The sequence below is a fragment of the Crossiella sp. S99.2 genome, assembly GCF_023094165.1.
Taxonomy (GTDB): domain Bacteria; phylum Actinomycetota; class Actinomycetes; order Mycobacteriales; family Pseudonocardiaceae; genus Crossiella.
The window spans coordinates 18994-37732 of the sequence record NZ_JALMDK010000019.1; the positions used below are offsets into that span (position 1 = coordinate 18994).

The following is an 18739-nucleotide window of genomic DNA, read 5'->3' on the forward strand; positions in this document are numbered from 1 at the left end:
AGATCCCTTGTTCCGCAACACCTGGCTGCCGATCGCGGCGGACTCGCCCTACTCGGTGCACAACCTCCCGTACGGTGTGTTCTCCGTGGGCGACGGCCCGCGCCGGGTCGGGGTGCGCATTGGCGATCACGTCCTCGACCTGGCCGCGCTCGCCGCGGCCGACGCGCTGGACGCCGCCGAGGCGCTGTCCACCAAGCATCTCAACGCGTTCATGGCGCTCGGGCCAGCGGTGTGGCGGTCCACCAGGGCCTGGCTCACCGGCAAGCTCACCGATCCGGTCCACCGGGACCAGGTTCTGCCACACCTGCTGCCGCTGGCCGGGGTGCGGCTGCATCTGCCGTTCGAGGTGGCCGACTACGTGGACTTCTACGCCTCCGAACACCACGCGGCCAACCTCGGCAAGCTGTTCCGCCCTGGCAGCGATCCGCTGACCCCGAACTGGAAGCACCTGCCGATCGGCTATCACGGCCGCGCGGGCACGGTCGTCGTGTCCGGCACCCCGATCACCCGCCCCCGTGGCCAGCGCAGGCCCAACGCCGAGACCCCGCCTGTCTACGGTCCCTCGGCCCGGCTGGACATCGAGGCGGAGATCGGCTTTGTGGTCGGGGTGCCCACCGAGCCGGGCGCGCCGATGCCGATTTCCCAGTTCGCAGAACATGTTTTCGGCGTGGTGGTGGTCAACGACTGGTCCGCGCGGGACATCCAGGCGTGGGAGTACGTGCCGTTGGGGCCGTTCCTCGGCAAGTCCTTCGCCGCCACGGTCTCGGCCTGGGTCGTGCCGCTGGAAGCGCTGGCCGCGGCAAGGGTGTCCGGACCCGTGCAAGACCCGGAACCGTTGCCGTACCTGCGTGTGGACGAACCGTGGGGACTCGATCTCCGGCTGGAGGTGGAGTGGAACGGCGTGGTGGTCTCCCGGCCGCCGTTTGGTCAGATGTACTGGAGCGCGGCGCAGCAGCTGGCGCACCTGACCGCCAACGGCGCATCGCTGCGCACCGGCGACTTCTTCGCCTCCGGCACCGTGCCCGGGCCTGGCCGCGATCAGGTCGGCTCGTTCATCGAGCTGTCCTGGAACGGGACCGAGCCGGTGACCTTCGCCGACGGCTCCGCCCGCACCTTCCTCGCCGACGGCGACCGGGTGACGATCCGGGCCACCGCGCCGGCGGCGGACGGCGGCCGGATCGGCTTCGGCGAGGTGACCGGGATCATCCAGCCCGCCGGGCCCGAAGCCGTTACGTCCCAGGGCTTGTGACCCCGCCCGCGGCCACCAGTGCGGCGAAGGCGCTCGCGTGACTGCGCCAGTTGCGCTCCTCGGCGTCGCCCGCCCACCGCTGGCTCAGCCGGTTGAGTGGGTCGCGGCCACGGGTCCAGATCGCGTTCGCCTGGCGGGTCAGGTAGTCCCGGCCGGTGGTGGCGGCCTGGGTGTATTCGGCGAAGTAGCGCAGGAAGATGCCCTTGAACTGGCGCTGGTTGTCATCGCAGGTGCGGCCGGGCTGGTCGCAGGACTCGGTGAGCAGGCCGTCGCGGGTCAGTTCGGGGCGGGTGGTGGCCGCGGTGGCCAGCCGGGTCGCGGCGGCGAGGTAGCGGGATTCGCCGGTGATCCGCCAGAGCAGGGTGGGCACGCCGATGGCCAGGCCCTGGTTGTAGGACCACACAGTCTGATTGTTGTTGCGGCAGTTGCTTAATCCGTCGTTGACCAGCCCGTCGGGGTTGATCATCCCGCTGCGCTCGAACCAGTCCCAGCCGGTGCGGGCGCGTGCCAGCCACAGGGTGTCGCCGGGCAGCCCGCGGTGCAGTTCGGCGGCCAGCCGCAGGTACAGGCCGGTGGTGACGGCGTTCTTGTAGGTTCGTTCGCGGTCCCACCACACACCGCCGCCGCAGGTGCCGGTGTCCCAGAAGCCGTGCACGTACTGGGCGATGCCGAGGGCGGAGTCCAGGTACTTGCGCTCGCCGGTGCGCCGGTGGGCGGCCAGCCAGGCCAGGCCCCACCAGGCGCTGTCGTCGATGGAGCGGCTGATGAAGTTGCCCTCGATGGGATCACTGCCGCGTTGCCCGGCTGGGAAGGTGCCCTTGTTGGTCTCGAACACGCGGTCGGCCAGGCCGGGGTGCAGGCCGGAGTCGATCATCGCGTGGGTGCTGACCGCACTGTTCCACCAGCTGTGCGGCCACCAGGCGCCGGCCGGGTCATACCACCAGAGCAGCGCGTCGGCGGCGGCGTCGACGCGGCCGCGCGGCGGGCGGGCCCACGCGGTGCAGGTGCCTTCCTGACCCTCGACGGCCCGGCCGCAGGCGCGCACCGCGCCGCCGAACAGCCGTGCCGACGGGTCGCTCGCGTTGATCATCGTGCTGCGGGTCGCGGTCTGACCGGCAGGAATTGCCTTGCGCCCCAAGGAACTGCCGTCCGGCCAGCCGCGGCCTTCGTCCCAGGAGCGGTCCAGCCACACCTCATCGCCCGCACGGCCCGCGGTGATGGCGGCGAAGGCCAACCCGTTGCGGTCGGTGTGCAGGGCGACCGTGCGACCCCGGATTCCGCTGCCGGGCACCGGAATCACCGGTTCGACCGCGAGTTCCGGCGCACGCCCGTCGCAGTGCTCGGCGCACACCACCGGGTACAGCCAGTCTGTGCAGGCCACGCCGCCCGCGTCACCGCAGGCGCGCAGCAGGCCACGGCGGTGCCGCACCGGGTCGGCCCGGTTGAACATCAGGGTGCGGGTGCCGGTCCAGGTCGCCGGGATCGAGGCCAGGCCCAGCAGGCCGTCCCAGCTCTGCCCACCGTCCCAGGAGCGGTCCAGCCACACCCTGTCCCCGGTGTCGCCGTCGTCGATGCTGGCCCACGCCATGCCATCCGGGTCGGAGACGTGCAATACGAGCCGCCTGCCGTTGATCCGCCGCTCCGGCACCGGGAAGGTCTCGCGTTGCGCGCGGCTGGGATCGAGGCCGTCGCAGGAGGTCACGCAGACCGGCTCCGCCGCGGCCGTGGCGACCGGCGGCACCAGGCTGAGGAACATCGCCGCCGCCAGGGCCAAGGACATTCGTCGCCACCGCATAACCCCGATGATCGCCCCCCGTGGGTGGAAGTCAATCCGTTGCCAGCACACGCAATGCCGCGCCGCGGACGGCTCGGGCGAGGCTGTCCGCGCCGGCTGACCGGCCTCCGGCGCCCGTTCGAGCAGCGTCATGGCGCCGCGGGCTGTGCCGGTCTCCGATCTTGGCGACCGGCCGGGCGGACGTCGCCGAGTCCGGAACCGGCCGAGCTGAGCACCCCGGCCACTACGCCGAAGGTGCTCCACGCGACACCGCGGTACGCGGTCAGCGTCGCCACCGGAACCACCAGGGCGGCCCGCGGCAGGGTGACCAGCTCGGCCGCGGACAGCTGCACCGACCGGGGCAGCACCACGTGCGCCGAGGTGACATCCGCGGGCGCGGGGGCGTGCCACACCACCCGCTCCGGCCCGCAGCACAGGCCCAGTTCGGCCAGTGCCGCGGCGACCGGCGGCGCGCCGTCACCGGGCAGCGGCCCGCCGGGCAAGGCCGGGTGGTCGCCGGTCAGCAGCACCACCGGTTCGCCGTCGACCTCGCCGTGCGCGACCAGCGCCCACTCGTCCGGCCGATCGCTGCTCAGCCGCCGCCAGGCAGCCTGCGCGCCGGGAACCCTGGTCAGCACCCGGATCGACCAGCACCGGTGCGCGTCGGCGGGCGCGTGCCGCACCCAGTCCACCCGCGCGTCCAGGAGTTGCTCGCCGTCGGCGAGGCGGCGCAGCCAGCGCTGGAACTGTGGTGTGCGCCAGATCAGCAGCGGCACTGACCGCGCGCCACCGGAGCGCCGGGCACCGCCGGCGAGCATACCCAGCGCGGACCAGACCGCCTCCTCCAGGAAGTGGCCGACCGGCACGCCGTGCTGCTCGGCGAAGTGCGGCAGGCCGTCGGCTTCCGGCGGGCAGCTGAGCACCGCCCGGCCCGAGGCGCACCACGCGCCCCACTTGAGGTTGGCGACCAGATCGGGAATCCCAGGCGGGATGTGCAGGAGGAGCACGTCCGCGCGCCGCATCGCCTGCTCCTCCCACACCGCCTGTTCGGCACTGGGCACGCAGTGGGAACCGCGCTCCGGCTCGGGGGAGAACACCACCAGCTCCCCGGCGCCGTTCCACCAGCGCCGCAACAGTTCCACCGCCTGCGCACGCCAGGACGGCTGCGCCGGACCGCCGAGGTAGACGGCGGCCACGTAGCTCTCGGGCGGCTGCTGACCGAGGTGGACCACGCGCACCGGCGGCGTCATGCGGGGGTGCCCGCGGCGCGGGTGAACACGGACAGGTCCCCGACCGGGTCGATCACCCGGCCCTGACGGCGATGCGAGCGGCGCAGTGCCTCCCGCTGGGACTCGGTGAGTGTGGTGTAACGCGAGGGGATCGCGCTGAGCACCCGCACCCTGGCCGCGGTCCTCGGGTAGTGCTCGCGGGCCCCGTACGGGTCGGAGATCAGGTGCGCGAGGGTGCCCGCGTGGAAGGCGAGCTGGCACAGTGCGTACCAGGCCGCCGCGCCCGGACCCTTGATCCGCGCGCAGTCCACGAGCGTGCGCGCGGCCTCGTAACCGCGCCACAGCAACGGGATCGCGGGCGTGCTGACCACACCGGTCTCCTGCGCGATGCCCTCACCGATGCCCTGCCGGTAGTAGCCGCGCAGGGCCGGCAGCCCGGCCCGCGCCTCGCGGCAGACGCGCGCCGCCGGGACGCGATGCACGGGAATCCCGGCCAGCTGCAACCGGAAGTCGAACTCCCGGCCCGCGCGCCGACGGAGCAGCGGATCGTAGAGGTAGCCGCCGATGTGCGGCACGATGTCGCGGTGGCAGATCAGCGGCGGCGACAGCGCGTTGATGTAGTCGCCTACGTCGTACTCGCGCACCCGCGCGACCAGCTTGCCCAGCGTGTTCGATGCCTCGCCGTAGACCACCCACCCGGTGACCACCGGGTGCGTCAGCGCGGCGGTGACCAGCAGGCGCACCGCGCCCGGGGCGAACGTGCCGCCGCGGTCCATCAGCAGGTGGTAGCGGCCCGAAGCCACCTCGGCGCCCGCGTTGCAGGCCGCACCCAGGTTGCCGGGATCGTCGACCTCGGTGACGGTCAGCGGACGCGGGTGGTTCCTGATCCATTCCTTGAGCTGCTCGCTGGGGTGGTGCAGCGCCAGCACGATCTCCACCTCCTCGTCGATGGAGTCGATGCAGGCCGCGATCCGCGGATCCGCGCCCAGCGGGATGATGACGCTGGTGTCGGCGAGCCCGCGCCGGATGTCCTGTTCGGTGACCATGTCCGTCCTCGGTGATCAACTGGCGGTGCGGCGGATCCGCAACGGGAGGTCGGCCAGCGCGGCCGCCGCGACGCGTTCCGCTTCGGCGCGGTCGGCGCCGGTGGCGATCACCCCGGCGAGCACCTCCGCGCCGCCGAGGTAGGCGTGCAGGTCCTGACCGGGCAGCAGATCCATGCCCCAGAACAGGTCCTGCACGCGGGCGTCCGTCGGGTGGGCGGACAACTCGCCCGTCCACTCGACCACCCCGGGGGTGGGTGGCCGGAAGCGCTGCACCACCGGCTCGTGCCAGACCGGACGCAGCTCGTCGAGGGCCAGCGGCTGACCCAGGGCCAGCCGGACCAGGTTGGGCAGCGGGTCAACGCCGGTGGCCAGCCGCATCACCTCGGTCGCGATCCGCGATCCGGCGATCCGGCCGGTGATCTCCAGCAGGACCACCCGCCCGTCCGCGGTGACCAGGAGGTCGGCGTCGATCACCGCCGGGTCCAGGCGCAGCGCCAGCGCGGCCGTCCGGGTCACCGCCATCGCCTTGGCCACCAGCTCGCGTGGCAGCGAACTGGGGTAGCTCTGGCCCGATTCGTGGCAGTGCGGGAAAAACCGTTCCTGCTCCGGGTAATCCCGATCGACGAAGCCGAAGGGATGCAGCCGTCCGTCGGCGCAGAAGGCCGCCAGCTTGCACCCGGTGCCGGTGAGGAATTCCTCCACCAGCACCAACCCGCTGGGGGACAACCGTTTCGCGCGGGCGGCGAGTTCCAGCGCCGCCGCCTCGGTGGTGGCCTTGGCGACGCCGACCGATCCGCCGCGGTCGGCGGGCTTGACCACCAGCGGCAGGCCCAGTTCGGCGACGGCACGGCGGACCGCGGCCGGACCGGCGACCACCGCGAAGCGCGGGGTGTCCAGTCCGGCCCGCCGCAGCAACTCGATCCGCCGGTGCCGCATCGTGCAGTCCAGCGCCACCGGCACCGGCAGGCCGGGACAACCGAAGTGCCCGGCCAGGCCCGAGATCACCGGGAGGTTGTCGCAGCCCAGGGAGAACACCCCGGCCGCCGTGGTCATCCCGGCCGCGTCCAGGGCGGCCAGCACCGCGTCCAGGTCGGTGGGGTCGGCGTGCACCGGCACGGCCCGCGCCCGCTCGGTCCACTCGTCGTGCCGGTCGGAGACCACGACCAGCTGGACGTCGGGCGCGTGCAGTTCGGGCAGCGACCGGGACATGCCCGCGCCGACACCGCACACCACCAGCCGCTCAGTCACGCCGCCCACCCGCCGGGCTCAGCACCTGGAACACCTCGGCGTATCCGCCGCCGGAGGTGATCAGGCCCCGGTAGGCGGCCAGACCGCGGACCCCCTCGTCCCAGGAGCGGTGGTTGAGCTGGGACTGGTAGCAGCGCATCGCGGCCACCTTCGTCTCCAGCTGCGCGCCGATGTCCTCGACGTACTGGAACCGGGACAGCGGCGCCCACACCTCGTAACCCAGCACCAGCTTCGGCGCGGGCATGGCGAGGCCGTGCCGGTGGACGAACTGCGACTGCGCCGTGCGCAGCGCGGTGAGCCCCGCCTGGTGCACGGCCTGGTGCTCCAGGTCGTCGTCATCCGCGTGCGGCAGGTACACCACCTGTGGGCGAACCTCCCGCATGATCTTGACCAGCTCGGTGAGGAAGCCCCGATCCGGTGGCAGATCCCCGAAAGGCGCGGTGAGCTTGACGCAGCGGTGCACGCCGAGCATGTTGTTCGCCGCGTCTGTCTCGGCCTCGAAGGTCTCGCCGGGATAGCTCTCCGCCAGCATGCTGCGCTCCCGCCCGGCGGGGATGACCACGGTCACCCTGGCGCCGGCCCGGACGTGCTTGGCGATGGACCCACCGCAGCCGATCACGTCGTCGTCAGGGTGCGGCGAGAGCACCAGCACATCGATGACCTTCACCCGCCCACCACCCCGAGCTGGCGTCCGGCCGGCGCGACGCCCTCGGGCGGATCGGGAACGTGCACGTGGTCACCAGTGCGCATGCTGAGGCCCGCCGTCGAGTTGGCCCAAGTGGTACGCCCAGTTAGGCCAACTATGCGTACGACTTTGGCCAACTCGACGTTTGCGGGGTTTCCTGGCAGCTTCGGCACCCGGAGGCAGGTGCGGGGCAGCAGGGCCGGTGGCAGCACACCGTCGAGCAACGCGTGCAGTTCCCGGATCCGCGCCTTGGCCACCCTGCCGGTCTCGCCGTTGGCGGGCACCAGGAAGGCGAGCAGGCGGGTGCCGCTGGCATCCGGTCCCAGCACGGCCTGTGCCACCAGTGGATGCCGTTCCAGCAGCCGGGCCAGCGCCTCGGGGGCTACCTGGTGTCCCAGTACTGTCAGCTGTTCGTCCACCTGGCCGGTGCACACCAGGTCCCCGTTGTCGTCGAGGTGGCCCAGCGTGCCGGTGCGGTAGCGGCGCACGCCGTTCTCCAGGTGGAACCGGTCCGGGTTCGGGGGATCGCCGAGGTGGCCCAGTCCGACGAACTCACCGCTGAGCCACACCTCGCCGTCGCGGATGCTCAGCTCCACCCCGGGCAGGGGTGTGCCCAGTGGCACTTCGGTTGCCGAGCCGGTCAACTGTCCACTGTGGACGGTGTTGGTGACGGTGGTCTCGGCCATCCCGTACACGTGGTGCACTGCGGCCAGACCCCGGTGCTGCCAGTCGCGGTAGGCGCCGGGGTCCAGGCGCTCGCCGCGGACGAGAACCGCGCGCAGCCGCGGCGCGGTGCGCAGCTCGTGCCTGCGCAGCCAGCGGGCGTACGCCAGCCAGGACCGGGTGGACAGCTCTGCCACCGTGGCGCCGGTGTGCTCGATGAGGTGGTGCAGCTCTGGCACGTCCAGTGCGGTGAAGTCCTTGCGGCACACCACCGAACCACCCGCGGCGAGCACCGGCAGCACCTCCTCCAGGACCACGTCGGCGGCAGGGGAGCCCAACTGGAGCCACCGGTCGGCCGGGCCCAGCCCGAGCCGTCCCGCCACCCCGCCCGCGAACAACGCCAGCGAGCGCCGGGCGATCGCCGTGCCGGTGCGGCCGGAAGTGAAGTGCGCGTAGGCGATCTGGTCGCCGCTGGTGAGCCGGTGCCGCCAGGCGAAGGGCGCATCCGCCAGGACACCCAGGTCCAGCCGCACGCCCTGGATGACCGCGGGTCCGGCCAGCAGCACGTCGTAGCCGAGCACCGCGAGCAGGTCTGCCCGGTCCGCTGGCGGGAGCGCGGGGTCCAGCACGGTGCAGGCCGCCCCGCACTTGAGCACGGCCAGCAGGCCCAGCACGAGGTCGGCCGCCGAGCAGACCTCCAGTGCCACAAAGCTTCCCGGCCGGGCGCCGCGGTGGGCCAGTTCGGCCGCCCAGGCGTCGGTGATCTCCTCGGCGCGTGCATAGGTGATGGTGCCGCTGTCGTGGCGCAGGGCGGGGGAGCGCGGGTGGTCGCGGACCGCGTCGGCCCACAGCCCGAGCAGGTCGGCGGGCACGGGTGGTGCGGGTGCAGCGGGCATGGCGGGCCTACGGTCTTTCTCGGGGCCGGGTACTGGTCAGGCGGAAGTCGGACGGGGGTGATGGTCGAGCCACCACTGCCTGCCCGACTCCGGTAACGAGTCGATCGGGTCGTAGTACCGGTGGCCGCGGTCCTCGGCGCCCTCGTCCCGCTGCAGCGGCGTGCGGTGGGTCCTGGTCCAGCGGGTGATGCCCCGCTCGCGGTCGTAGTCCTCGTACCGCTCGACGCCGCGCTTGCCCAGCAACGGCACGTCGCACACGATCTGCGGGGTGGCGAATCGGGGCAGGTAACCCAGAATCTGCCGCTGCAACTCCTGCGCGCGGCTGACCGGCACGCGCCAGTGCTCGACGCCGGGAATCAGGTCACAGAGGTAGAACTGGCTGGGCTGGACCATCGCGTGATCGCACAGCGTGAAGCACAGCTCCAGCAGCCCGGCCCGGCTGTCGTTGATCCCGCGCAACAACACGCCCTGGTTGCGCACATCCCGCAGCCCGGCCGCCAGCAGCCCCCGGGTGGTCTCGGCGACCATCGGCGTGATCTGCTGCGCGGCGTTCGCGCGGGTGTGCATGGCCAGCCGCACCCCGCGCCGCCGGGCCAGGCCGGCGATCCTGGCCAGATCCGCCAGCACCGCGGGTGCGCCCCACTGTTGCGGCAGGCTGATCACCGCCCGGCTGGCCAGTCCGATGTCGCGGATGTGCTCGATCTCCAGCAGCCGGGTCAGGAACCTGGACAGCCGCGGCCACGGCACGTCGGCCAGGTCGCTGCCGGCGACTACGACGTCGCGGATGCGCCGGTGCGCGCGCAGGTACGCCAGGATGTGCTCGTGCGCGGTGCAGGTGCCCATCGGGTCCGTCCGCGTGCAGTGCCCGTTGTGCCGGGAGCAGGTGGAGAGCAGTTCCACCAGAACCTTGGCCGCGAAGCGGTGGGTCAGGCCCTCGACCACCCGCTGGTCCTGCTCGTGCAGGGGGTCGCGGCTGGCCAAGGGATGGGAGGGCCACTGCCGCAGGCGATCGCTGCGCACCGGCAGGATGTACCGGCGGACCGGGTCGGCGTAGAACGCGTCGGTGAGCCAGCCCGCGGCGCCCGGTTCGACCTCGGGGGCCACGGTGTTGAGCTGCTGGGGCGAGAGCGGGGTGTCCCAGGTGCCGCGGTGTTTCCGGTCGTCGGCCCAGTCGCGGTAGAAGCCGTCGGGCAGGGCGTCACCGACCAGCGCGCGCAGCTGACGCGCGTTCCGCACGCTGTGCGCGCGTTGCCACCGGGCCGCGCGCCACTGTGCGGGCGTCACCTCGCGCCAGCCGGGGAAGCGCCGCCAGTCGGGCTCGCGGAGTTCCCGGCGGCGATACCGGTAGGGCTCCTCCTGCCCGCTCGCGGCAGCAGCCGACCCGGCAAGACCTGTTTCCATGAGTTCCAGGGGTCCTTTGGTTGGGAGAAAGGAGAATGCGCGCGGACGGTCCTGGCGATCTCCGGCGGGTCAGCCCAGCTGCTGGACGTAGGTCTTGTCCTCCTGGAACTGGCTCAGCCCGCGGAGACCGTTGAGCCTGCCCAGGCCGCTCTGCCCGAAGCCGCCCTCCTCGAACTGGTCCGCGACAATGGCCCAGCTGTTGGTCCACACGGTGCCCGCGCGCAGTTCGCGGCCGACTCGCAACGGCCGGTCGACATCGCGTGACCAGACCGAGGCGGCCAGTCCGTACTCGGTGGCGTTGGCCCGCCGGACGGCCTCCGCCTCGGTGTCGAAGACCTCGAAGGTGGCCACCGGCCCGAAGATCTCCTGCTGTACCAAGGGAGAGTCGGTGTCGGCGACCTCGATCAGCGACGGCCGGAAGTAGGCGCTGTGCCCGGCGTCCTGGGGCAGCCCGCCGCGTACGAGCACGGTCGCGTGGCCGGCCGCCGCGGCGACCAGATCGTCGACCCGGCGCGCGCTCGCGGTGTCGGTCATCGGCCCCATCTCGCTGGTCTCGTCATCGCCAGGGCCGACCTTCACCGCTTCCAGCGAACTGGACAGCCGGGCCCGCAGCTCGTCGGCGATGCCCCGCTGGGCCAGCACCCGGCTCCCGGTCATGCAGAACTGCCCGCTGAAGGTGGTCACCGCCTTGGTCAGCACCGGCACCACCGCGTCCAGGTCGGCGTCGTCGAAGACGATCATCGGGGTCTTGCCGCCGAGTTCCAGCGACAGCCGCTTGAGGGTGCCCGCAGCGCCGGCCATGATGGCCCGTCCGACCGTGGTGCTGCCGGTGTAGCTGAGCGCGTCGACCTCCGGCGAGGACACCAGGAACCGGGCGACCGCGTCGCCGGACTCGGTGAGCGAGTTGAGCACGCCGGCGGGCAGACTGTCGATATCGGCCAGCACCTGGTGCAGCAGACCGTTGACCAGCCCGGTCCGGCCGGGCAGTTTCATCACCACGGTGCAGCCGGCCGCCAGCGCCGGGGCGAAGGAGCGCACGGACAGCACGACCGGCGAGTTCCACGGCACGATCACGCCCGCCACCCCGATCGGCTCCGGCACGGTGCGGATGTGCAGTCCCGGCGCGACCTCGGCGGCCCGCCCGCCCTCGCTGAGCGCCAGCGCCGCGTAGTAGCGCAGTTTGGGCGCGGTCAGGCTGAGTTCGAACCCGGCCTCGCCGAGGATCTTGCCGTTCTCCCTGGCCAGCAGGCGGACGAACTCGTCGGTGCGCCGCTCGATCGCGTCGGCGATGTCGGTGAGCACCCGGTGCCGCAGCCGCCGGTCACGGGACCAGGTGGTCTCCTGGAAGGCAGCGCGGGCCACCGCGACGGCCTCGCGGGCCTGGGCCTGATCAGCGTCGGCGTAGCTGCCGAGCACACTGCCGTCGGCCGGGCTGATCGAGGTCGTCACCCGCGAGGAGCTGACGAGTCTGCCGCCGAGCAGTTGCTGCCCGGTGGGGAGATCGGACATGGGCGACTCCTTATGCTTACGGGGACTGGGAAACAGCTACAGCCACGGGCCGAGGTCGGGCAGGGGCTCGCCGGTGGCCGACCGGACTTCGCGGACACCGCGTCCGGTCAGCCACCGGGCGAGGTCAGCGGCGCGGCCCAGCACCCGGATCGGGGTTCCGGGCGCCTCGATGATCCACTCCTCGTCGCGATCGAGAGGTGCGAGGACCAGCGCGGGCGACTGCTCGCGCCGCCGCCGGGTCTGGACCACGTCGATGATCAACGCGTCCAGCAGGTCGGCGGGGAAGTCGGGAAAGTCCGCGCCTGCTTGCAGATCGACGGCGTGCACCCACACCTCGCGGGCGCGCAGCCAGGGGATCGTGCCGGCCGGCACCGCGCGGCCCTGAGCGGTCACCACGGTGACCTCCCACTCCGCCGGCTCCAGCAGGTGCAGGGCGACGTTGAGCCGGAACTGCTCGGTGCGCACCAGTTCGCGCAGCTCGGGCACTGGCAGCAGGGCCCCGTGCGCGATCTCGGCGGCTCGGGCCGACTCGTCGGCGTACATCGGGGTGGCTTCCCCGGAGGCCGCCCAGTGCACCAGCCTGCCCAGCGCCCGCGCGTTGAAACCCACGTGCGCGAGCACATGCCTGCGGGTCCAGCCCGCCAGCCCGGAGGGTTCGTCGAGTTGCTTGTCCGACAGCATATTCAGCCACTGCGCGAGGTAGACGTACCCCTCGTCCATCCACGCTTGCCATTGGGCCTGGTCGGTGGTGGCGCTCACCGCGCGACCGCCGGCGCGCGCACCGTGTTGACCAGCTCGCCGACCCCGTAGATCCGGGTGACGAGCTGCTGCCCGCCGTGCAGGTAACGCTTGGGGGAGCGGGCGTGCCCGACGCCGCCCGTGGTGCCGGTGACGATCACATCACCCGGGCTGAGGGTGAGGATGGTGGAGATGTAGCTGACCAGTTCGACCGGGCCGAACACCAGATCGCTGATCCGCGAGGCCTGCACCACCTCGCCGTCGACCTCGCACACGATCAGCGCGTCGGGGGCCACCTCGTCGGTGGTCACCAGGTGCGGCCCGAACGGGGTGGTCGCCTCGAATGTCTTGCCCTGCAACCATTCGGTGGTGCGGTACTGCCAGTCCCGCATGGTCACGTCGTTGATCACCGCGTACCCGGCGATCGCCGCCGACGCCTCCTCCGGGTCGGCGCGGCGCACCGGCCGGCCGATCACCACGGCCAGCTCCGCCTCCCAGTCGACCGCCTCGGACTCGGCAGGTAGCACCAGGTCGTCGTACGGCCCGATCAGCGCCTCGGCGAACTTCGCGAACAACGTCGGGTGGGCCGGTAGCGCGCGCCCCATCTCCTGGATGTGGGTGCGGTAGTTCAGGCCGACGCATACGATCTTGCCGGGCCGCGGCACGACCGGCGCGTAGTCCAGTCCGCCCACCGGGTGCCGTGGGCCGTCGGCGGTGGCGGCCCGCGCCCGCCACCGCGGGTCGGCCAGCAGCGCGCCCACGTCCGGTGCGCCGTCGACCTCGATCGCGGTGTCCCGGTCCACCCGGACCGCCGCCGTGCCAACGGTTGTGCGGATCGTCGCGAGTCTCATCGGTCGCCTCCCCTGTCGACGGCGCGCCCGGCCTGCCGCACCAGCACGCCGTCGACTTCCAGGCGATCCTGGTGCAGGGCCTCGAAAATCGGTGCGTCCCCGAACCGGAACAGGTCCAGGCCGGTCTCGGCCCGCAGCCGGTACTCGGCCCAGGACGGCACCGTCAGCAGGTCGCCGCGCTCCAGCCGGTGCGTGACGCCGTTGACGATGACCGAGCCGGTGCCGTCGAATGCCTGCCACACACTGGATCCGACCTCGCGGCGAGCGACCGTCTCGGTGCCGGGCCGCAGCCGGTGGAACTCGGCGCGGATGGTGGGCAGCACGTCCCCGCCGGTGGCCGGGTTGGTGAACCGGATCGCGGCGTGCCCCGGCTCGACGGTGGCCGGGTAACCCGCTTCCTCGACGGCCAGCTGGTCGGTCAGCGCGCGGTCGGTGTGTTCCCAGCGGTAGGCGGCCAGCGGCGAACTCGGGCGCTTACCCAGCAGTGCCACGGGTTGTAGCCCGGGGTGGGACCATAGTTGTTCGGCCCGCGAGCGGGGCGGGGTCCGCTCGTCGCTGAGCTGTTCCGGACCGAACTCGAAGAAGCCGGAGTCGGTCGCGCCGACGAACGGGATGTCCAGTCCGTCCAGCCAGGCCATCGGCTCGTCGGTGACGTTCTGGTGCCCGTGGAAGTGCCAGCCGGGCGTGAGCAGGAAGTCCCCGCGCCGCATGGCCACCGGGTCGCCGTCGACCACCGTCCACACGCCTTCGCCCTCCACCACGAACCGGAAGGCGTTCTGGGTGTGCCGGTGCTCCGGCGCCACCTCGTGCGGGCCGAGGTACTGAATGGCCGCCCACAGGGTGGGGGAGACGTGCGGCCTGCCGCCGAGCCCAGGGTTGGCCAGCGCGATTGCCCGCCGCTCGCCACCACGCCCGACCGGGACCAGCTCACCCGCGCGCTGGGCGAGCGGGTAGAGAGTTCGCCATCGCCAGACATGCGGGACGGCTCGCGGGGCGGGCTGCCGCGGGATCAGGTCGTCCACTCCAGTCCACAGTGGAACCAGGTGCTCCGCGCCGAAGGTCGCGTAGAGGTCACGCAGTTCGCGGCTGTCCTCGGGCTGGACCTGCGGCCGCGGTTCGGTCGTGTCCTGCGGTCGGGTGGCAATCTCCGGCATAACGCCAACCGTAGGACATGTTCCAGAGTGCAGAAGTATGATTCTGCTATGAAGAACAAGCCGCCGTACCCGCTGCAGTCCGTCGACCACGCTCTCCAGTTGCTGCAACTGCTTCGGGACAACGGCACGCTGCGGGTCAGCGAAGCGGCCGAAGAACTCGGCACGGCCCGCTCCACCGCGCACCGGCTGCTCGCGATGCTCGTCTACCGCGATTTCGCCGTGCAGGACGAGGCCCGCAACTACCTGCCGGGGCCCGCGCTGTCCGCGCCACAGGCGATCGGCGGGCGCGTGCTGGAGTTGCGGCGCCTGCTCCGCCCGCACATGGAAACGTTGTGCGACACCCTGCAGGAGACGGTGAACCTGCTGCTGAGGGTGGGCACCGAGACCCGGTTCGTGGCCAGCGTGGAGTGCTCGCAGACACTGCGGGTGGGCGATCGCCGGGGCCTGATCCTGCCCGCCGCGATCAGCTCCGGCGGGCGGGCGATGCTCGCGGACCTGACCCCGCAGGCCGTCGCGGAGCTGTACGCGACCACCGGCCAGGACCAGCACACCGATATGGCCAAGCTGCTCCGCCACCTCGCGGCCACCCGGCGGCGCGGCTACGCGATCAACGACCAGGAGACCGAGGCCGGGGTGAGCGCGATGGCCGTCTGCCTGCGCGACAACGCGGGCGATGTGGTGGCCGCGCTGGCCATCGCCGTGCCCAGCGTCCGCTTCACCCGCGACCGGCAGCCGGTACTGGCCACCGCCCTGCGGGAGACCGCCGAGCGAGTAAAGACCGACCTCACCGCAACTCAACCGCCCACCGGCCGATAGCGCGACCCAATCCGGCGAGTTGGGCCAACTGGTACGCCGGTTTTGCCCAAGCGGGCGTACCAGTTGGCCCAAGTGGTACGAGAACTCCGTCGGAGCAAGGTTCAGGCTCGGCTGGTGGTGAAGGTCCAGGTGCCGGAGCCGACCTGGTAGCGCGCGTAACCGTTGTCCTGTCCCAGGAACACCGCGCCACCGGGTGCGATGACGTCCGCGGGCGCGTTCGCCGGGACGTGCACCTCCGCGGTGGCGCCGACCGGGACGGCGGTGGTCAGGGTGAGGCCGGTGCCGGTCCGGGCCCAGTCGACCGCGGCCCGCCCGCGCACGGTCTCGATCGAGGTGCGGGCCCAGCCCAGGTCGACCCGGGCATCCGGCCGGATCAGGATGCGCTGGTATCCGTTGGCCAGCGGCCGCAATCCGGCGACGTGCTCATGGAACCACTGGGTGATCGTGCCCTGGAAGTAGTGGTTGTGGGACCGCGAGCCCTGATGCCACATCTCCCACATGGTGTCGGCCCCGCGCTCGATCCAGTAGCCCCAGCTGGGTTCGCTGCGCTGCACCGCGATGGCGTAGGCCACATCGGGATAGCCGTGCGCGGTCAGCACCGGCAGCAGCACGCTGGTGCCCAGACAGCCGGTGTTGAGGTGGTCGCCACGGCGGCGGATGTCGGCGACCAGGCTGTCCACCACCGAGCGCACCGCCTCCACCGGCACCAGCCCGAAGGCCAGCGGGATGGCGTTGCTGGTCTGGCGGTAGCCGTTGTCCCGGTCACTGTTGTAGTGGCCGTTGCGCAGGAACGTGCGGTTGAGGGCGTCCCTGGCGGCGCCGGCGACCTGACGGTACCGGGCGGCGGTGTTGTGCTGCCCCAGGTGTTCGCCCAGCTCGGCGGTGCTGATCAAGGCCCGGTGCAGGTAGGCGGTGGCGGTGAGCCGGGTGTCCTCGCCGGCGATGCCGCCGGGGGAGTCCGGCGGCAGGAAGTCGCCCAGCGCGGTCTCGGCCAGGCCGCCGCGCATCCGGTTGATCTCCCAGTCCAGGTAGCGGGTCAGCGCGGTCCAGTGCTCGGCGCCGATCCGGTCGTCCCCGTACCAGCGGTGCATTTCCCTTGCCAGGAAAGGAAAGACCGTCGTCCACTCCGGGGAGGGGGCCAGCTGCTGGTAGCCCCAGCGGCCACCGTTGGGCACGATCACCGGCACCTGGCCCGCGCTGTTCTGGCTGTCTGCCAGATCGCCCATCCACTTGCTGAAGAAGCGTTGCATGCCAAAGGAATAGGCCATCGAGGGCGCGCCGACCTGCGCGTCCCCGGTCCAGCCGTTCTTCTCATACATCGGGGTGTCGGTGGGGATGCTGTGCAGGTTGCCCAGGATGGTACGCCGCATCATCCCGTCCAGCTGCTCGAACATCGGTTGCGAGCAGCGGAACTCGCTGACCTGGCGGACATCGCTGTGCACCACCCGGCCGGCCACCTCCTCCGGCCGTGGCGCCACCGGCAGACCGGTGACCTCGACGTAGCGGAAACCCTTGTAGGAGAAGCGAGGTTCCCAGGTCTCCAGGCCGGTGCCCGCGGCGAGGTACTCGTCCCGCTGCTGCCGCGCGTCCTTCACATGCTCGTTCTGGGACTGGACACTGCCGTCGGCGTTGAGCTTTTCCCCGTGCAGCAAGGAGATCCGGGTTCCGGCCGGCGCACGCACGGTCAGCCGGGTCCAGCCCGACATGGTGCGGCCCATGTCCACCACGTGCACCCCCGGGCGGAGTTCGCGCACGCTGGTGGGCCGCACCGTCTCCACCACTCGGATCGGCTCGTTGGGCTGGGCGCGCAGGGTGCCACCCGGTCCAGGTACGACCAGCGCGGCGGTCCACGGCGGGTTTTCCTGGAAGCCGGGACTGGTCCAGCCCTGGGGCGCCAGCCGGGCGTCGTAGGTCTCCCCGGAGTACAGCGAGTTGGACCGGGTCGGTCCTTCGGTCAGCCGCCAGGAACCGTCGGTGCCCACTGTGGTCCGGCGGCCGTCCAGATGCTCGATCTCCAGCTGGGCCAGCAGTCTCGGCTCGCCGTGCCACTTGGCCAGATGCCAGTCCCACACGTTGCGGGTGGTGAGTCCGAAGAAACCGCGGCCCAGCGTGACGCCGATGGTGTTGGCGCCCTGGCGAAGCAGCTCGGTGATGTCGTGCACGGCGTAGAAGACGGTCTTGTCGTAGCCGGTGAAACCCGGGTCGAGCACCTGGTCGCCGACGCGGCGCCCGTTGAGATGAGCCTCGCAGTAGGCCAGCCCGCTGATGTACAGCCGGGCCCGGCTGACCGGCGCGCTGAGGTGGAAGTCCTTGCGCAGCAACGGCGCCGGGTTCTCCCGGACGGGCACCGCGACATCCCGCCGCCAGGGACCCTCGCCGTAGACCGCCAGCACCCCGGCCGCCGGCCAGCCGGTGTCGTTGAAGCCGGGGCTGGTCCAGTCCGGCCGGTGCGTGTCGGTGGCGCGCCAGCCCGCGCCGGTGCGCAGTTCCCGGGTGGTGCCGTCGGTGAACTCCACGATCAGCCGCAGCAGCAGTCCGGCGGGGCCACCGCGGTTGGCCGCCTCGACGGCCAGCACCACCCGGTTACCGGCCGCGCGCACCTGCTCGGTCACATCGCGAAGGTGGGCCGAATTCCACTCATTGCCAGGCCCCATCGCGGAGATCACCTCGCGGCCGTGCACGTGCACGGTGAGGTTGTCATCGGCGGTGGCGACCAGCGTCGCCTTGCGTACCGCCCCTGACAGGTCCAGCGCCGCCCGGAACCACCGCGAGCCCACCGGGGCGCCTTCCAGAGTCCAGCCGGGACCGCCGATCCAGGACGCGCCGTCCACTGTGGGCTGTGGTGGCGGGGCGGCCGCGCCGATCCAGGACGCGGCCCACGGCCTGCCGAGCCTGCCGGTCTCCCACCAGGCCGGCGCGCTCCAGCCGGAGGCGACCTGGACGCCGTCCCAGACCTGGACCCGCCAGTGGTAGCGGGTGCCAGGGCTGAGACCCGGGCCGTCGTAGACCACGCCGAGGCTGCGGGCCGAGTTCACCCGGCCGCTGTCCCAGACCAGCTCACCCCTGGCCAGCCGAACCGGATCGGTGGCCACCTGGACCTGGTAGGCGGACTGGACGGTGTTGTTCCGATCGGACCGCAGCACCCAGGCCAGGCGCGGGCGTCCCACGTCGGTGCCGAGCGGGTTCTCGGCGTACTCCACGGTCAGCCGTTCCGCGGTGAGCGCCAGCGGGCCAGGCTCGGTCGCCGGGTCCGCCGGATCGGCCGCCGCGGCAGGCAACGCCATCGACGCCGCCCCCGCGCCCGCACCCGCCGCGGAGATCCGGAGGAAGTCGCGCCGGTTCACCTGCTTGGCCATCTGCCTGCCTCCCGTGCGGACGGCCAGCATCGGTCCACTATGGACAGACGTGGTCGGTGGCTGAAGTCTGTTGCGCACCATAGGGATACTTCAACGGTGGCAACAATTGCCCTGACCGGTACTG

Annotated in this window: 14 protein-coding genes; 2 read left to right on the plus strand and 12 right to left on the minus strand. The window is 72.0% G+C overall.

Going from position 1 to position 18739, the window contains the following annotated elements; genetic code table 11:
- Nucleotides 1-7 precede the first annotated feature (7 nt).
- The gene (gene fahA / locus MZC64_RS42945; RefSeq protein WP_247765379.1) at nt 8-1249 is read left to right on the plus strand and encodes a fumarylacetoacetase; all 1242 of its coding nucleotides are present in this window, start codon (nt 8-10) and stop codon (nt 1247-1249) included.
- Here fahA and MZC64_RS42950 read toward each other — a convergent pair.
- The 11 genes from MZC64_RS42950 to MZC64_RS43000 all read right to left on the minus strand — a co-directional run bounded on the left by MZC64_RS42950 (nt 1230) and on the right by MZC64_RS43000 (nt 14443).
- Nucleotides 1230-3029 carry a glycoside hydrolase family 76 protein gene (locus MZC64_RS42950; protein WP_247765378.1) on the minus strand — a complete coding sequence of 600 codons (1800 nt, stop codon included), beginning with the start codon at nt 3027-3029 and terminating at the stop codon, nt 1230-1232. The genes fahA and MZC64_RS42950 overlap by 20 nt on opposite strands.
- A 143-nt stretch (nt 3030-3172) precedes the next feature.
- Nucleotides 3173-4273: a nucleoside 2-deoxyribosyltransferase domain-containing protein gene (locus MZC64_RS42955; RefSeq protein ID WP_247765377.1), complete on the minus strand. Its 1101-nt coding sequence runs from the start codon at nt 4271-4273 to the stop codon at nt 3173-3175.
- A complete protein-coding gene (locus tag MZC64_RS42960; RefSeq protein WP_247765376.1) occupies nt 4270-5298 on the minus strand; it encodes a glycosyltransferase family A protein in 1029 nt (342 codons plus the stop codon). Before MZC64_RS42960 ends, MZC64_RS42955 begins: the two co-directional genes overlap by 4 nt.
- 15 nt (nt 5299-5313) lie before the next feature.
- Nucleotides 5314-6546 (minus strand): hypothetical protein, encoded by a 1233-nt coding sequence (locus tag MZC64_RS42965; protein WP_247765375.1) that lies wholly within the window; start codon nt 6544-6546, stop codon nt 5314-5316.
- Complete coding sequence (locus MZC64_RS42970; protein ID WP_247765374.1) at nt 6539-7213, minus strand: PIG-L deacetylase family protein; 675 nt, start codon at nt 7211-7213, stop codon at nt 6539-6541. The genes MZC64_RS42965 and MZC64_RS42970 overlap by 8 nt, the downstream gene beginning before the upstream one ends.
- On the minus strand, nt 7210-8790 hold the full coding sequence (locus MZC64_RS42975; RefSeq protein ID WP_247765373.1) for an AMP-binding protein: 1581 nt from the start codon (nt 8788-8790) through the stop codon (nt 7210-7212). Before MZC64_RS42975 ends, MZC64_RS42970 begins: the two co-directional genes overlap by 4 nt.
- Before the next feature lie 36 nt (nt 8791-8826).
- Nucleotides 8827-10191 carry a KamA family radical SAM protein gene (locus MZC64_RS42980; RefSeq protein ID WP_247765372.1) on the minus strand — a complete coding sequence of 455 codons (1365 nt, stop codon included), beginning with the start codon at nt 10189-10191 and terminating at the stop codon, nt 8827-8829.
- Between the two features lie 69 nt (nt 10192-10260).
- A complete protein-coding gene (locus MZC64_RS42985; RefSeq protein ID WP_247765371.1) occupies nt 10261-11700 on the minus strand; it encodes an aldehyde dehydrogenase family protein in 1440 nt (479 codons plus the stop codon).
- Nucleotides 11701-11736: 36 nt separating this feature from the next.
- A complete protein-coding gene (locus MZC64_RS42990; RefSeq protein WP_247765370.1) occupies nt 11737-12459 on the minus strand; it encodes a maleylpyruvate isomerase family mycothiol-dependent enzyme in 723 nt (240 codons plus the stop codon).
- Nucleotides 12456-13289 (minus strand): fumarylacetoacetate hydrolase family protein, encoded by an 834-nt coding sequence (locus MZC64_RS42995; protein ID WP_247765369.1) that lies wholly within the window; start codon nt 13287-13289, stop codon nt 12456-12458. Before MZC64_RS42995 ends, MZC64_RS42990 begins: the two co-directional genes overlap by 4 nt.
- The gene (locus tag MZC64_RS43000) at nt 13286-14443 is read right to left on the minus strand and encodes a cupin domain-containing protein (RefSeq protein ID WP_247765368.1); all 1158 of its coding nucleotides are present in this window, start codon (nt 14441-14443) and stop codon (nt 13286-13288) included. The genes MZC64_RS42995 and MZC64_RS43000 overlap by 4 nt, the downstream gene beginning before the upstream one ends.
- Before the next feature lie 48 nt (nt 14444-14491).
- On the opposite strand from MZC64_RS43000, the gene MZC64_RS43005 reads away from it, so the two are divergent.
- Nucleotides 14492-15259: an IclR family transcriptional regulator gene (locus MZC64_RS43005; RefSeq protein WP_247765367.1), complete on the plus strand. Its 768-nt coding sequence runs from the start codon at nt 14492-14494 to the stop codon at nt 15257-15259.
- 101 nt (nt 15260-15360) lie between these two features.
- On the opposite strand, the gene MZC64_RS43010 is transcribed toward MZC64_RS43005, so the two are convergent.
- Nucleotides 15361-18645: an alpha-L-rhamnosidase gene (locus MZC64_RS43010; RefSeq protein WP_247765366.1), complete on the minus strand. Its 3285-nt coding sequence runs from the start codon at nt 18643-18645 to the stop codon at nt 15361-15363.
- Nucleotides 18646-18739 lie beyond the last annotated feature (94 nt).

Excerpts from the sequence above, each read along its gene's own strand:
- MZC64_RS42980 (WP_247765372.1), bottom strand. The coding sequence starts at position 10,191 with ATGGAAACAGGTCTTGCCGGGTCGGCTGCTGCCGCGAGCGGGCAGGAG.
- MZC64_RS43005 (WP_247765367.1), top strand. The coding sequence starts at position 14,492 with ATGAAGAACAAGCCGCCGTACCCGCTGCAGTCCGTCGACCACGCTCTC.
- MZC64_RS43000 (WP_247765368.1), bottom strand. The coding sequence starts at position 14,443 with ATGCCGGAGATTGCCACCCGACCGCAGGACACGACCGAACCGCGGCCG.
- MZC64_RS42985 (WP_247765371.1), bottom strand. The coding sequence starts at position 11,700 with ATGTCCGATCTCCCCACCGGGCAGCAACTGCTCGGCGGCAGACTCGTC.
- MZC64_RS42960 (WP_247765376.1), bottom strand. The coding sequence starts at position 5,298 with ATGGTCACCGAACAGGACATCCGGCGCGGGCTCGCCGACACCAGCGTC.
- MZC64_RS42995 (WP_247765369.1), bottom strand. The coding sequence starts at position 13,289 with ATGAGACTCGCGACGATCCGCACAACCGTTGGCACGGCGGCGGTCCGG.
- MZC64_RS42950 (WP_247765378.1), bottom strand. The coding sequence starts at position 3,029 with ATGTCCTTGGCCCTGGCGGCGGCGATGTTCCTCAGCCTGGTGCCGCCG.
- MZC64_RS42975 (WP_247765373.1), bottom strand. The coding sequence starts at position 8,790 with ATGCCCGCTGCACCCGCACCACCCGTGCCCGCCGACCTGCTCGGGCTG.
- MZC64_RS43010 (WP_247765366.1), bottom strand. The coding sequence starts at position 18,645 with ATGCTGGCCGTCCGCACGGGAGGCAGGCAGATGGCCAAGCAGGTGAAC.
- MZC64_RS42955 (WP_247765377.1), bottom strand. The coding sequence starts at position 4,273 with ATGACGCCGCCGGTGCGCGTGGTCCACCTCGGTCAGCAGCCGCCCGAG.